This window comes from Mycobacterium sp. 852002-51057_SCH5723018 (genome assembly GCF_001667035.1).
In the GTDB taxonomy this organism is placed as follows: domain Bacteria; phylum Actinomycetota; class Actinomycetes; order Mycobacteriales; family Mycobacteriaceae; genus Mycobacterium.
In genome coordinates, this window is the sequence record NZ_LZIR01000070.1 from 248,250 (window position 1) to 262,715 (window position 14,466).

The 14,466-nt window shown below is 68.9% G+C and carries 10 protein-coding genes; 5 read left to right on the top strand and 5 right to left on the bottom strand.

Annotated features, from left to right (window positions below):
- The first annotated feature begins 11 nt into the window (after positions 1–11).
- A complete protein-coding gene (locus tag A5764_RS14260) occupies positions 12–1,580 on the top strand; it encodes a metallophosphoesterase family protein (RefSeq protein WP_067114135.1) in 1,569 nt (522 codons plus the stop codon).
- 1 nt (position 1,581) lies between these two features.
- Here A5764_RS14260 and A5764_RS14265 read toward each other — a convergent pair whose 3' ends face one another.
- Positions 1,582–2,610, bottom strand: coding sequence for an Rv2578c family radical SAM protein (locus A5764_RS14265; RefSeq protein WP_067114136.1), 1,029 nt, complete (start codon positions 2,608–2,610; stop codon positions 1,582–1,584).
- A gap of 132 nt (positions 2,611–2,742) precedes the next feature.
- On the opposite strand from A5764_RS14265, the gene helR reads away from it, so the two are divergent.
- Positions 2,743–4,995, top strand: a complete 2,253-nt coding sequence (helR, locus tag A5764_RS14270) for an RNA polymerase recycling motor ATPase HelR (protein WP_197501391.1) — start codon at positions 2,743–2,745, stop codon at positions 4,993–4,995.
- A gap of 297 nt (positions 4,996–5,292) precedes the next feature.
- Here helR and A5764_RS14275 read toward each other — a convergent pair whose 3' ends face one another.
- From A5764_RS14275 to A5764_RS14285, 3 genes are read right to left on the bottom strand one after another with little or no spacing between them, the layout of a single operon-like run.
- On the bottom strand, positions 5,293–6,774 hold the full coding sequence (locus A5764_RS14275) for an HNH endonuclease signature motif containing protein (protein WP_067114138.1): 1,482 nt from the start codon (positions 6,772–6,774) through the stop codon (positions 5,293–5,295).
- A 50-nt stretch (positions 6,775–6,824) separates the two neighbouring features.
- Entirely contained in the window at positions 6,825–8,087 is a 1,263-nt protein-coding gene (gene hisS / locus A5764_RS14280) for a histidine--tRNA ligase (RefSeq protein WP_067114139.1), read from the bottom strand.
- On the bottom strand, positions 8,084–8,746 hold the full coding sequence (locus A5764_RS14285) for an MBL fold metallo-hydrolase (RefSeq protein ID WP_067114140.1): 663 nt from the start codon (positions 8,744–8,746) through the stop codon (positions 8,084–8,086). The genes hisS and A5764_RS14285 overlap by 4 nt, the downstream gene beginning before the upstream one ends.
- A 106-nt stretch (positions 8,747–8,852) precedes the next feature.
- Between A5764_RS14285 and A5764_RS14290 the strand changes: the two genes are divergently transcribed.
- The 3 genes from A5764_RS14290 (at position 8,853) to A5764_RS14300 (ending at position 12,022) form a co-directional block, all read left to right on the top strand.
- On the top strand, positions 8,853–9,749 hold the full coding sequence (locus A5764_RS14290) for a peptidylprolyl isomerase (RefSeq protein WP_067114141.1): 897 nt from the start codon (positions 8,853–8,855) through the stop codon (positions 9,747–9,749).
- Positions 9,750–9,799: 50 nt separating this feature from the next.
- On the top strand, positions 9,800–11,587 hold the full coding sequence (locus A5764_RS14295) for a protein kinase (RefSeq protein WP_369807319.1): 1,788 nt from the start codon (positions 9,800–9,802) through the stop codon (positions 11,585–11,587).
- A gap of 69 nt (positions 11,588–11,656) precedes the next feature.
- A complete protein-coding gene (locus A5764_RS14300; RefSeq protein WP_067114143.1) occupies positions 11,657–12,022 on the top strand; it encodes a hypothetical protein in 366 nt (121 codons plus the stop codon).
- A 3-nt stretch (positions 12,023–12,025) separates the two neighbouring features.
- Here the strand turns inward: A5764_RS14300 and A5764_RS14305 are convergent, their stop codons facing one another.
- On the bottom strand, positions 12,026–14,425 hold the full coding sequence (locus A5764_RS14305) for a bifunctional (p)ppGpp synthetase/guanosine-3',5'-bis(diphosphate) 3'-pyrophosphohydrolase (protein WP_067114245.1): 2,400 nt from the start codon (positions 14,423–14,425) through the stop codon (positions 12,026–12,028).
- Positions 14,426–14,466: the final 41 nt, after the last annotated feature.

The following is a 14,466-nucleotide window of genomic DNA, read 5'->3' on the forward strand; positions in this document are numbered from 1 at the left end:
ATGAAGCAGGCATGAGCGACGATCCCGCCGACGGCATCAGCCGCCGCACGTTGTTGACGACGAGCGCCGTCTCGGCGGCCCTCGGGGCGGGAATCGGGGGCGGGGCGGTGCTGGTGTGGTCGCATCCCCGAGCGCCCGCGTTGTGGTACCGGCCGGACCGCAACGGCGCGCCGCCGGTGACCGGTCTGCATCTGCAATTCGGCGAGAACGCCGCCACCGAGGTGGTGGTGTCGTGGCACACCACCGAGGCCGTGCGCAATCCGCGCGTCATGCTGGGCACTCCCGCGTCCGGCTACGGGCGTACCGTCGCCGCCGAGACTCGCACCTATCGGGACGCCAAGTCCAGCACCGAGGTTCGGGTAAACCACGCCCGGCTAACCGGCCTGACCCCGGACACCGACTACGTGTACGCCGCGGTGCACGACGGCGCCGAACCCGAGCAGGGAACGGTGCGGACCGCGCCGTCGGGACGAAAGCCGCTGCGCTTCACCAGCTTCGGCGACCAGTCGACGCCCACGCTGGCCAGGTTGCCCGACGGCGGCTATGCCACCGACAACATCGGATCACCCGCGGCCGCCGACACCACGATGGCGATCGAACGCCTCGGTCCGCTGTTCAACCTGGTCAACGGCGACCTGTGCTACGCCAACCTGGCGCAGGACCGGATCCGCACCTGGTCGAATTGGTTTGAGAACAACACGCGCTCGGCGCGGTACCGGCCGTGGATGCCGGCGGCGGGAAACCACGAGAACGAATTGGGCAACGGCCCAATCGGTTACGCCGCCTATCAGGCGTACTTCTCGGTGCCGGACTCGGGATCCGGGCCGGAGACCCGCGGGCTGTGGTACTCGTTCACCGCCGGCTCGGTGCGGGTGATCAGCCTCAACAACGACGACGTCGCCTTCCAGGACGGCGGTAACTTCTACGTGCACGGCTATTCGGGCGGGGAGCAAAAGCGTTGGCTGGCGGAGGAACTCGCCGCCGCCCGGCGCAACGCGGACGTCGATTGGATCGTCGTGTGTATGCATCAGACGGCGATCTCGACCGCGGACCGGACCAATGGCGCCGACCTGGGCATCCGTGAGGAATGGCTGCCGCTGTTCGACCAGTATCAGGTCGATCTGGTGGTGTGCGGCCACGAGCACCACTACGAGCGGTCGCATCCGCTGCGCGGGACGCTGGGCACCGACACCCGAACGCCGATACCGGTCGACAGCCACGACGACCTCATCGACTCGACCCGGGGAACGGTGCACGTCGTCATCGGCGGCGGCGGCACCTCCTCGCCGTCCAACGGGATGTTCTTTCCCCAGCCACGGTGCCGCGTGCTCACCGGCGTCGGCGCCTTCGACCCCGCGATCGGGCGCAAGGCGCCGATCTACGTCGTGGAGGATGCGCCGTGGTCGGCGTTTCGCGACCGCGACAACCCTTACGGCTTCGCGGCTTTCGACGTCGACCCGGGCCAGCCCGGCGGCAACACCTCGATCAAGGCAACGCATTACGCGCTGAGCGGGCCGTTCGGCGAGGTGATCGTGGTGGACCAATTCACGCTGACCAAGCCGCGCCGCGACAAGGCCTAGCTCAAAACAGCGTCTGCTGAACGGGTTCGGGGGTCGCTATCGTCTCGGTGGCCCGAGGGAACGGGCGGTGATCACCGCCCAGCCGATGCTTGGCGATCAGCGGCGCGGCGCGTTCGCGCAGCATGTCGCGGTAGCTCGGCGGTAAGTAGGCGCCGCGCCGGTACAGCTCGCGATAGCGACCGACCAGCTCGGGATGCGAGCGGGCCAGCCAGGACATGAACCAGCCGCGGGTCGAGCCGCGCAGGTGCAGGCCGAAAACCGTCACCCCCGTGGCGCCGGCCGCCGCGATCTGGCCGAGCAGCTCGTCGAGGTGCTCGACGGAGTCGGTCAGGTGCGGCAGCACCGGCGCCACCATCACGTGACAGCCCAGGCCGGCGTCACGGATCGCGGCGATGAGGCCCAGGCGCGCCTGCGGTGTCGGGGTGCCGGGCTCAACGTCCTTGTGCAGCTCAGGATCGCCCACCGCCAGCGACACGGCGATCGATATCGGAACCTGTTGCACCGCTTGGGCGATCAGCGGCAGGTCGCGCCGCAGCAGCGTGCCTTTGGTCAGGATCGACAGCGGCGTGCCGGACCCGGCGAGGGCGCCGATGATGCCGGGCATGAGGGCGTAGCGGCCCTCGGCGCGCTGGTAGGGATCGGTGTTGGTGCCCAGCGCGACGGTCTCGCGCTGCCATGACGGCCGCTTTAGCTCGCGGCGGAGGACTTCGGCGACATTGGTCTTGACCACGACCTGGGTGTCGAAGTCGGTGCCGCAGTCGAAGTCCAGGTATTCGTGCGTGGGGCGCGCGAAGCAGTAGCGGCACGCGTGCGAGCAGCCGCGGTAGCCGTTGACCGTGTACCGAAACGGCAGCGCGGAGGCGTTGGGCACCTTGTTGAGAGCCGACTTGCACAGCACCTCGTGAAAGGTGATGCCCTCGAATTGCGGCGCGCGCACGCTGCGGACGAGGCGGATGCGCTGCAGCCCGGGAAGTGCCCCGTCGTCGACGGGGCTACCGTTGACCGCGACGGCCTGGCCAGCCCAGCGCATGTCTTCTATTCGAACAACAGTTCGATGGGAAGTCAAGCTGGCGCCGTGGACCAAAGAAAAAGGAGGAGCGCTTGGCGCTCCTTCCACTTCCAATCTATAGCGCGCCCCGGGGCTTGCGGCAAGCCCGGGGTAATGACGCAAAATCGCTGCCCAGGAACAGCACTGGCGGAAAGGCGCGCGTTGACACGAGGGTACGAAGAGGAATTGCAGTACGAACGGAACTATGTGACCGGGCTATACGGGCGGCTCGACGCCGAGCGAATGCGGGCGAAACACAGATACCGCGCGGCGTTGCGGGGCGACGGCCGGCCGCTCGCCGATCGTGACGCCGAGGTGCGCGCGATGGCCAAAGAGGTCAAGCGGCTCGACGTGGCGGACCACGGGCTGTGCTTCGGGCGCCTGGACGCGCTTTCGGGCGAACGTTCCTACATTGGCCGCATCGGCCTGTTCGACGCGGGGAACGACTACGAGCCATTGTTGCTCGACTGGCGGGCACCCGCAGCGCGCGCGTTCTACGTCGCCACGCCGGCAAGTCCCGAGAACATGCGCCGTCGCCGCCAGTTCCACACCCGAGGGCGGCAGGTAGTCGATTTCACCGACGAGCTGTTCGGCCGTCCCGGAGCCGTAGAGCCGGGCGACTCAGGAGATTGGGTCCTGCTGGCGGCGGTCAACGCACCGCGCGGTGAGCGAATGCGCGACATCGTGGCGACCATCCAAGCCGAACAGGACGAGATCATCCGGCTCGATCACCCCGGCGTGCTGGTGATCGAGGGCGGCCCTGGCACCGGGAAGACGGTCGTGGCACTGCATCGCGTCGCGTACCTGCTCTACACCCAGCGCGAGCGAATCGAACGGCACGGCGTGCTCGTGGTGGGTCCCAACAGGGCTTTCCTGAATCACGTGGACCGTGTGCTGCCGTCGCTGGGAGAGTCCAGCGTCGTGTTCATGACTCCCGGCGACCTCGTGCCCGGACTCCACGTCACCGCCGAGGACACCCCGGAATGCGCGCGCCTCAAGGGCTCGAGGGAGATCCTGGACGTGCTGGCGGCAGCGGTCGCCGATCGGCAGCCGTTACCCGAGCGTCCCCTGCCGATCGGACTGGCGGACGTCACGCTGCGGATTGATGCCGAGACCGCGGAGTGGGCCAGGGAGGAGGCGCGAGGAAGCGGGTTGCCACACAACGAGGCCCGCGCGGTGTTCAGCGAGATCGTCACGTGGGTCCTCACGGAGCGGGCGATAGCCCGGATTGGCCGGGGCTGGCTGAGCCGCGAGGACCGCGAAGCATGGGAGCGGGTCAGGGCGGACCTGATCGCGGAGCTTGCGGACAACGACCAGTTCAAAGCCGCGCTCGACGAACTCTGGCCGGTGCTGACGCCGGAAACGCTGCTGGCACAGCTCTACACGTCCCGGGAGCGGCTGCGCGCGACGGGCGCCGACCCGGCGCTGTGGCGCGCCGACGGCGAGGCCTGGACGGTGTCGGATGTGCCGCTGCTGGACGAACTGGTCGACCTGCTGGGCCGCGACAAACCCGCCGACCGGACCGCCGAGCGGGAACGCGAGGCCGAGGCCGAGTACGCCGCCGGCGTGCTGGACATGATGATCGGCCGCGAGGACCTGATGGACGACGAGGACCACCTGCTCGCCCAGGACATGCTGTACGCCGAGGACTTGGCAGATCGGTTCCTCGAGCGCGACACCCGAGAACTCGCCGAACGCGCCGCCGCGGACCGCGACTGGACCTACCGCCACGTCGTGGTCGACGAGGCCCAAGAACTGTCCGAAATGGACTGGCGGGTGTTGATGCGGCGCTGCCCCGGACGATCCTTCACGGTCGTCGGCGATCTCGCCCAACGCCGGTCGGTGGCCGGAGCGACGTCGTGGGCCGCGATGCTGGAGCCGTACGTGCCCGGCCGTTGGGTCTACCGGTCGCTGTCGCTGAACTATCGCACCCCGGCGGAGATCATGACCGTCGCGGCGGCGCTGCTCGCCGAATTCGCGCCCGAGGTCCAGCCGCCGGAGTCGGTCCGCGCGTGCGGGGTCCAGCCATGGTCCAGGCGGGTTTCGGACGACGAATTGCCCTCTGCCATCGAGGAATTCGTCCGAGCTGAGGCCGGCCGCGAAGGCACCAGCGTGGTGATCGGGCCGCCGGGTGTGCCGGGCGCGGTGCTCGCGTCGGAGACGAAGGGCCTGGAGTTCGACGCCGTCCTCGTGGTGGAGCCGCAACGGATTCTCGACGACGGCCCACGCGGCGCGGCCGAGCTGTACGTGGCCCTTACCCGCGCCACCCAGCGCCTCGGCGTCCTGCACCGGGACCCGCTCCCGCAGGCCCTCGCCGGCCTCGCCGAATCCGGAACGCCCGGGAATCGACCGTCGGCACGACGATGACCGGGATCACGGATCCTTGGGTCGTTCGCTCCGCAGTCACGTGGCGCTTCCGGGGGCGGGACGAATTGCTGATCGACCAGGACGACCCCCGAGAAGCGCATCGCCGACCTCGAACGTCAGTTAGCCGCTCCGCGCAGCGCGCCAGAAGCGCTAGAACATAGGAAGCGAGCGCGGCGCGACGCCCGTAAACGTGTCGAGGACGAAGCTGGGGTCAGATGATTCGTTAACGGTGACGGCGTGGTTAGCCCAGCGCCTAACGCCTATTCGGACAATCGTTCGATACGAAGTCAAGTGGCGCTAGAAAGGTGGTGGGTCGTCGATGGGTGGGGCCGGGCCGGTTGGCGCGGTTCGGGCGGCCAACCGTGCGTCGCGGTTGTGGCGGCGTTCGGTGGCCACCCGCCTGGCGCGGGCTTGGGCGCGGGTGCGCCGGCGTTTGGGCATCATTGCGCTGCGCTCGGCGCAGTAATCCTGGGGTGGGTCGGCCTCGGGGCACGGCATGCCGCCCACGGCGTAACACAGGCTGGGAAACAGCAGCGCGCTGCCCGGGGTGGTGACATAGGTGTGCCCGGCGGGGGAGGTGAGGATCAGCGTCCCGTCAGCCAGCTGCTGTTCGGCCCAGCCCAGGAAAGTTTTCACCAAATGATGGGTGCGGCAATAACACTTGAGATTGCTCGCGTGCGTGGGCCCGCCCTGGGCAAAGGGGATGGTGTGGTCGACATCGCAATTGATGGCGGGGTGGTCGCAGCCCGGCCAGCGACACGTCAGATCGCGGCATCGCACGAAATCGGCCAACGCCTTCGAGGGCACATAGCCCTTTTCCGGTGCGGCATCGCCGGGGTGGATCAACGGCACCGGCTTGGCCGACTTGGCGAGTTCGGCCACGAGCTCGGGTGGAATGAGCCCGTCGGCGCTCACCTTCGAGCCCGGAGCTGAGCCACCGCCATTGATGGTGGCTTGTTCGGCGATCACATGGATCACCACCGGCCCCGCCGCCGGCCGCTTTCCGGCCGCACAATCGGTGCGTCCGCAGCGGCAGCCCAGCCGATCGGCGCCGGCGGCCAGCGCACCCAGGGCATCGGCGCGGCGCTGCTCGCGGCTGCGGGGATCGTGCGCGCACACCGTGGCCGCCAACGCATCCAACCGCCGATCCAGCGCGTGGGCGTCGGGACTCAGCAGCCGACCGTTGATCTCGGCGGTGCCGTCGTGATCCGGACCGATCCAAATCTCGCGATCGCGTTGGGTCTTGGTGCGCCGGCGCACGGCATCGATATCGGCCGTGGCCACGATCTTGTCCACCTGCGCACACAATCGGCCCCGGCTCATCGACGGCCACCGCGCCACATTGGCCGCCAACTGCTCATCAACAGCCGCCAACACCTCGCCATCGACGATCAGATCGCTGCGATACACCAACGTCTGAAACATCCGATAATCAATATCCCCGGCACGAAAGACCTCAGCACTCTTGGGTAATCGCTCGCGCATCGCCCGCGCAGAGCGCACCCGCTCGGCCGCCAGCCCCTGGCCGATCCGCAACGCCGCACCCACCTCGGCGGCCACCGCCTCCATCGTGTCGATCGCCCAATCCTCGTTCTCCGAACACCGCGACAGCCGATAGGCAAACAACTCCCCGATCGCCACCAATTGCGCGGCCGCCGCCCGGTTCTCAAACCGCGCCGCCGCACCAATCCGCTCCACCAGCACCGCCGACTCCGGCGTCTTAGACGGATGACACCGCTCGACCAGCTCGTCAAACCGCGCCCGCACATCTTCGAACATGTGTTCGAGTATGCCACGACCCACTGACACGGCGCCTCGACCCGGGCGGGCTACCCGCCGAGCCGCGTGACCACCTCAGCCACAACCGAATCCAAAGCCACCGACACCTGGTCACCCGTCGCGAGGTCCTTCACCCCGACCGTCCCGGCCTCGATGTCCCGGTCACCGACCACCAAAGCGATGCGGGCGCCGGACCGGTCGGCGGCGCGCATCGCACCCTTGAGCCCGCGGTCGCCGTAGGCCATGTCGACGCGAACGCCGGCGGCGCGCAGCTGCCCGGCGAGCACCGCCAGCTGCAGCTTGGCCTGCTCGCTCAGCGGCACCCCGAACACGTCGCAACGCGTCGTCTCCCCCACGCTCTTGCCCTCGGCCCGCAGCGCCAGCAGGGTCCGGTCCACGCCGAGCCCAAAACCGATGCCGGACAGGTCTTGTCCGCCGAGCTGGCGCATCAGGCCGTCGTAGCGGCCGCCGCCGCCGATGCCCGATTGCGCGCCGAGGCCGTCGTGCACGAACTCGAAGGTGGTCTTGGTGTAGTAATCCAGCCCGCGCACCATCCGCGGGTTGATGACATACGGGACCGCGAGCGCGTCGAGGTGAGCCAGCACGGTGTCGAAGTGCTGCTTGGCGGCGTCGGACAGGTGGTCGAGCAGCACCGGCGCGTCGGCCGTCATAGCCCGCACCGCTGGTCGTTTGTCGTCGAGCACCCGCAGCGGGTTGATCTCGGCGCGCCTGCGCGTCTCCTCGTCCAGGTCAAGCCCAAACAGGAAGTCCTGCAACAGTTCCCGATACTGCGGCCGGCAGCTCTCGTCGCCCAGCGAGGTGATCTCCAGCCGGAACCCGTCCAGGCCCAGCGCACGGAAGCCGGCGTCGGCGACGGCGATCACCTCGGCGTCCAGCGCCGGGTCGTCGACGCCGATCGCCTCGACACCGACCTGTTGCAGCTGGCGGTAGCGGCCGGCCTGCGGGCGCTCGTAGCGGAAAAATGGTCCCGCGTAACACAATTTGATCGGCAGCGCGCCGCGGTCCAGGCCGTGTTCGATCACCGCGCGCACCACCCCGGCGGTCCCCTCGGGCCGCAGCGTCACGGAGCGGTCGCCGCGGTCGGCGAACGTGTACATCTCTTTGGACACCACGTCGGTGGATTCGCCGACGCCGCGGGCGAACAGCGCGGTGTCCTCGAAGACGGGCAGCTCGACGTCGCCGTAGCCGGCGCGGCGGGCCGCGGCCAGCAACCCGTCGCGCACCGCGACGAACTCGGCGGAGTCCGGCGGAACGTAGTCGGGCACCCCCTTGGGAGCGACAAATTCTGTCACGCGCCGAGGCCTTCGAGGAACGGATTGAAGCGACGCTCGGCGCCGATCGTGGTCGAGGGCCCGTGGCCCGGCAGGACGACGGTCTTGTCGTCGAGCACCAGCAGCTTGCCGATGATCGACGTGAGCAGGTCGCGCCCGCTGCCGCCGAACAGGTCGGTGCGGCCCACCGAGCGCTCGAACAGCGTGTCGCCGGTGAACACCACATCGGTGTCGGCAGCCACCCGGAAACACACCGAGCCGCGGGTGTGCCCCGGCGTGTGATCGACGTTGACGGTCACGCTGCCCAGGTCGAGCTTGTCGCCGTCGCGGTCGAGCTCCACCACCTGCTTGGGCTCGCGGAAGAACGCGCCGGCCGCCAGCTGCGCCAGCCGCGGCCCGAAGCCGTGGATCGGGTCGGTCAGCATGAACCGGTCCTCGGGGTGGATGTAGGTGGGGCAGCCGAAGGTGTCGGAAACCTTCTGGGCGGACCAGATGTGGTCGATGTGGCCGTGGGTGAGCAGTACCGCCGCCGGGGTCAGCCGGTTCTTGTCGAGGATTCGCCGCAGCTGGCCCAGCGCACGCTGACCGGGATCCACGATGACGGCGTCCGTCCCGGGCCGGTCGGCCAGCACGTAGCAGTTGCACTGCAACACGCCGGCGGGAAATCCGGTGATCAACACGTGTCCCAGTTTCCCACGGGGCCCGGTTGACACCGGTCGCGGCGCCCACATTAGCCTGAGCTGGCTACCGAGCCCCCTATTGACCGACGATGGAGGCATACCGGCCGTGCCGACCAACGAACAGCGACGTGCCAACGCCAAGCGCAAACTCGAACGGCAGCTGGAGCGCCGCGCAAAGCAGGCCCGACGACGCCGGATCCTGGTGATCGCCGGCGGCTCGACCGTGGCGGTGGCCGTGGCCGTCGCGGTGGTGATCGCGATCGTCAACACCAAGAGCCAGCACAAGAGCAACGCGGCGGCCACCACCACCGCGCCCAGCGGCTCCCCGGAGAGCACCGCGCCGACGACTCCCCCGACCGGATCGGTGCCGCCGTTGCCGCCGTTCAAGCCCTCGGCCAGCGTGGGCGCCAACTGCCAGTACCCGGCGTCGTCCGACCCGGCCGCCAAGCCGGTCAAGCCGCCGCGGACCGGCAAGATCCCGACGGATCCGGCCCAGGTGAGCGCCAGCATGGCGACCAGCCAGGGCAACCTCGGGCTGATGCTGGCCAACAACGAATCTCCTTGCACCGTCAACAGTTTCGCCAGCCTCGCCGGCCAGAAGTTCTTCGACGGCACCAAATGCCACCGGCTGACCACCTCGGACACGCTGGGCGTCCTGCAGTGCGGCGACCCGAAGAGCGACGGCACCGGCGGCCCCGGCTACCAATTCGCCAACGAGTATCCGACCGACCAGTACCCGCCGAACGACCCGAAGGCGCAGCAGCCGGTCGTCTACCCGCGCGGCACGATGGCGATGGCCAACGCCGGGCCGGGCACCAACGGCAGCCAGTTCTTCCTGGTCTACAAGGACTCTCAGCTGCCGCCGCAATACACCGTCTTCGGCACCATCCAGGCCGACGGGCTGGCCACGCTGGACAAGATCGCCAAGGCCGGCGTCGCCGGCGGCGGGGACGACGGTCCGCCGGCCAGTGAAGTGACGATCAAGTCGCTGCTGCTGGACTAATTGCCGCCGAATCCCCCGGCTAGCGCGCCGCACCGTTTATGGTTCGTTGCGTGGAGGGGACGCCTTTCGGTAAGTACCAACTTCTGGACAAGGTCGGGCACGGGGGCATGGGCCAGGTCTACCGCGCCTACGACACCAGCACCGACCGCGTCGTCGCGCTGAAGCTCCTGCCGACGTATTTGGCCGAGGATCCCCTGTTCGAGCAACGATTTCGCCGGGAGGCCCGCATCGCGGCGAGCCTCAACGACCCGCACGTGGTGCCGATCCACGGCTTCGGCGAAATCGACGGCCGGCTGTATGTGGACATGCGCCTGATCGATGGGCGCGACTTGGCGCAACTCATCGCGGAAGAAGGTGGACGGCTCAGCCCCGAGCGCGCGGTCGCGATCGTGGAACAGGTTGCGACGGCATTGGATACGGCCCATGCGGCCGGATTGATCCACCGGGATATCAAGCCGAAGAACATCTTGGTCACCAACGTGCGGGATTTCGTCTACCTGATCGACTTCGGGCTCGCGCGCGGCGCCACCGACACCGCGCTCACCAACACCGGGCACACGATGGGCACCGTGGCGTACATGGCGCCCGAGCGCTTCCGGGGAACGACGGATCACCGCGCCGACGTGTATTCGTTGGCCTGCACGCTGTACGAGTGCCTGACCGGAAGCCGCCCGTACCCCGGCGACAGCGTCGAGCAACAGCTCAACGCTCACCTGAACGAGCCACCGCCCCGAGCGTCGACCCTCGCGCCCGAGGTGCCGCCCATCCTCGACGTGGTCGTGGCGCGCGGGATGGCCAAAAACGTCGATGCCCGCTACCAGTCGGCCATCGAGCTCGCCGAGGCCGCCCGGGCGGCACTCACCGCCGGCGGCGCCGCTCCCATCCCGCCACCACCGCCGCAGCCACCACCGCCGCAGGCACACCCGCCGCCGGCACCCGCGCCGCAGGCAGCCCCGCAGCCGGCACCGGCCGGCACCGCCCCGCCGCAACCTCAGGCACGGAGGTTGAGCAGAGGCCTGGCGCTGGCTATCGTCGGCGGATCGGTGGTCGCACTGGCGGCGGTCATCGCGCTGGTGATCGCTCTTGTCACCGACAGCCACCGCCCGACGGCCAGCACGCCATCCACCACCCCGAGCCGCGCCAAGGTGCCGACCAGGCCGGGATCGGCCCCCGGATCCAACACGCCGGCGGCGAACACGGTGCCGCCGTTGCCGGCGTTTGCCCCTCCGCCGGACCTCGGCGCCAACTGCCAGTACCCGCCGGCGCCGGATCCGGCCACCAAACCGGTGAACCCGCCGCCGTCGGGCAGGGTGTCCACCAGCCCGGCCCAGATCCACGCCGTCATCTCGACCAATTTCGGTGACATCGGCATCCAGCTCGCCAACGCCGAGTCCCCCTGCACGGTGAACAGCTTCACCAGCCTGGCGAAGCAGGGATTCTTCGACAACACCGATTGCGGCCGGCTGATCAACCAGCAGGACGGCGGGACGCTGCTCTGCGGCGGGCCCGACGCCGAGGGCACCGGCGGCCCCGGTTACGCATTCGGCGACGAGTACCCCACCGACCAATACAGCCCCGGCGATCCCGCGCTGAGGGCGACCGTCCTGTACCCGCGCGGGACCGTGGCCATGGCGACCAGCGGACCCAACACCAACGAGAGCCAATTCTTCATGGTGTACCGGGACACCGAAGTGGAGCCGACGTCCACGGTGTTCGGCTCGGTGGACGAGGCGGGCCTGGCCACCCTCGACAAGATCGCCACGGTGGGTGTGGCCGGCAATCGAGAACAGGGCCTGCCCGCCCGGACCGTGACGATCACCTCCGTGCGGCTGGGCTAGCCGCAGTGAAACCAGAGAAACCGGGTACCCGACGATTTTGGTGATTGCACGCAAGATCGGGAGGGTGTTATGGCCGCCAGCGCCGTGGAGATCCGGTTCGGAGCGCCGGAAAACGTCTTGGAAGTTCAAGTGGGCACCGTCGAAGTCGACGTGCCCCGGTCCATTGGGTATTTCGGCGGCCTGGCCGTCGCCACCGGGCTGGGACTGATCGAACCGCCGCTGGCCCTGTTCATCGCCGCGGTGCCGCTCTACAAGGTCCTGACCAACACCGCGCTGCCCAAGGCGGTTCGCGTCGTCGGTGAGGTGCTCGAGGGCGCCGCCAAACCCGTGGGCAGCGACGCCGAGGGCGTCATCGTGCTGGAGGACCAGCACGAGTCCTCCACCACAGTCGCCCGGATGCAAACGCAGCGCAAGCGGCCTGCCAGGCGCCGTTAGGCCTCAAGCCGCGGACGTCACCCGGTAGACGTCGTAGACGCCTTCCACGTTGCGCACGACGTTGAGCAAATGGCCGAGGTGCTTGGGGTCGCCCATCTCGAAGGTGAACCGGCTGATCGCCACCCGGTCACCCGAGGTGGTGACCGAAGCCGACAGGATGTTGACCTTCTCGTCGGCCAGCACCCGGGTGATGTCCGACAGCAGCCGGTGCCGGTCGAGCGCCTCGACCTGGATGGCCACCAGGAACACCGACGAGGCCGACGGCGCCCAGAGCACCTCGATGATGCGCTCGGACTGCTGCTGCAGCGACGCGGCGTTGGTGCAGTCGGTGCGGTGCACGCTGACCCCGCCGCCGCGGGTGACGAAGCCCATGATCTGGTCGCCGGGCACCGGCGTGCAGCACTTGGCCAGCTTGGTCAGCACGCCGGGCGCGCCGGGCACCGAGACGCCGACGTCGTCGCTGCTGCGCGGGCGGCGCGGCATGGTCGTCGGCGTGGACCGCTCGGCCAGGTCCTCTTCGGCCTGGTCGATGCCGCCGAGCTCGGCCAGCAACCGCTGGACGGCATGACGGGCCGACACGTGCCCCTCACCGATGGCGGTGTAGAGCGCCGACACGTCGGTGTAGTGCAGCTCGCGGGCCACCGCGGCCATCGACTCGCCATTGACCAAGCGCTGCAACGGAAGTCCGCCCCGGCGCACCTCGCGGGCCATCGCCTCCTTGCCGGCCTCCAGCGCCTCTTCGCGGCGTTCCTTGGCGAACCACTGCCGGATCTTCGTCTTGGCCCGCGGCGACACGACGAACTGCTGCCAGTCACGCGAGGGCCCGGCGTTGGGCGCCTTGGAGGTGAAAACCTCGACGACTTCGCCGTTTTCGAGCTTGCGTTCCAGCGCCACCAGGCGCCCGTTGACCCGGGCGCCGATGCAGCGATGGCCGACCTCGGTGTGCACCGCGTAGGCGAAGTCCACCGGCGTCGACCCGGTCGGCAGGGTGATGACGTCGCCCTTGGGGGTGAAGACGAAGAGCTCTTGCACCGCAAGGTCGTAGCGCAGCGACTCCAGGAACTCGCCCGGGTCGGCGGCCTCCCGTTGCCAGTCGAGCAGCTGACGCATCCAGGCCATGTCGTCGATCTCGGCGGCGGCGTGCGGATGTGGAACCCCGTTGCGCCCCTTGGCTTCCTTGTAGCGCCAGTGCGCGGCGATGCCGTATTCGGCGGTGCGGTGCATGTCGCGGGTGCGGATCTGCACCTCCAGCGGCTTGCCCTCCGGGCCGACAACCGTGGTGTGCAGTGACTGGTACACGCCGTATCGCGGCTGGGCGATGTAGTCCTTGAACCGCCCGGCCATCGGCTGCCACAGCGAGTGCACCACGCCGACGGCGGCGTAGCAGTCGCGGATCTCGTCGCACAGGATGCGGATGCCGACCAGGTCGTGGATGTCGTCGAAGTCGCGCCCCTTGACGATCATCTTCTGGTAGATCGACCAGTAGTGCTTGGGGCGGCCCTCGACGGTCGCCTTGATCTTCGAGGCGTTGAGCGTGTTGATGATCTCGGTGCGCACCTTGGCCAGATAGGTATCCCGGGACGGCGCGCGGCCGGCGACCAGCCGGACGATCTCCTCGTACTTCTTGGGGTGCAGGATCGCGAACGACAGGTCCTCTAGCTCCCACTTGACGCTGGCCATACCCAGCCGATGCGCCAGGGGCGCAATGACTTCCAGCGTCTCGCGGGCCTTGCGCGCCTGCTTCTCCGGCGGCAGGAAGCGCATGGTGCGCATGTTGTGCAGGCGGTCGGCGACCTTGATCACCAGCACGCGGGGGTCGCGGGCCATGGCGGTGATCATCTTGCGGATGGTCTCGCCCTCGGCGGCGCTGCCCAGCACCACCCGGTCCAGCTTGGTCACCCCGTCGACGAGGTGGGCCACCTCTTCGCCGAATTCCTCGGACAGCTGCTCGAGCGTGTAGCCGGTGTCCTCGACGGTGTCGTGCAACAGCGCGGCCACCAAAGTGGTGGTGTCCATGCCCAATTCGGCCAGGATGTTGGCGACGGCCAGCGGGTGGGTGATGTAGGGGTCACCGGAGTGCCGCAGCTGGGTGGCGTGTTTCTGGTCGGCGACCTCGAAGGCGCGCTGCAGCAGCTGCAGGTTGGCCTTCGGGTAGATCTCGCGGTGCACCGCCACCAGTGGCTCGAGCACCGGGTTGAGCGTGCTGCGCTGGGCGGTCATCCGGCGGGCCAGCCGGGCGCGGACCCGGCGGGACGCGCTGCTGGAGGTCTTCAGGGTTTCGGTGGGCGGCTCGGGCGACTCGGGCGGCTCGGCGACGGGACCGGGCTGCTCTACGGCCAGCGCGGCGTCGGCGGCGTCGGTGGGCGCCTCCAGCGCCTGCGCCCCGCTCTTCTCATCCGCCACGTTGGTCACCTCCGACCTCGAGGATATCGCTTGTAGAACCG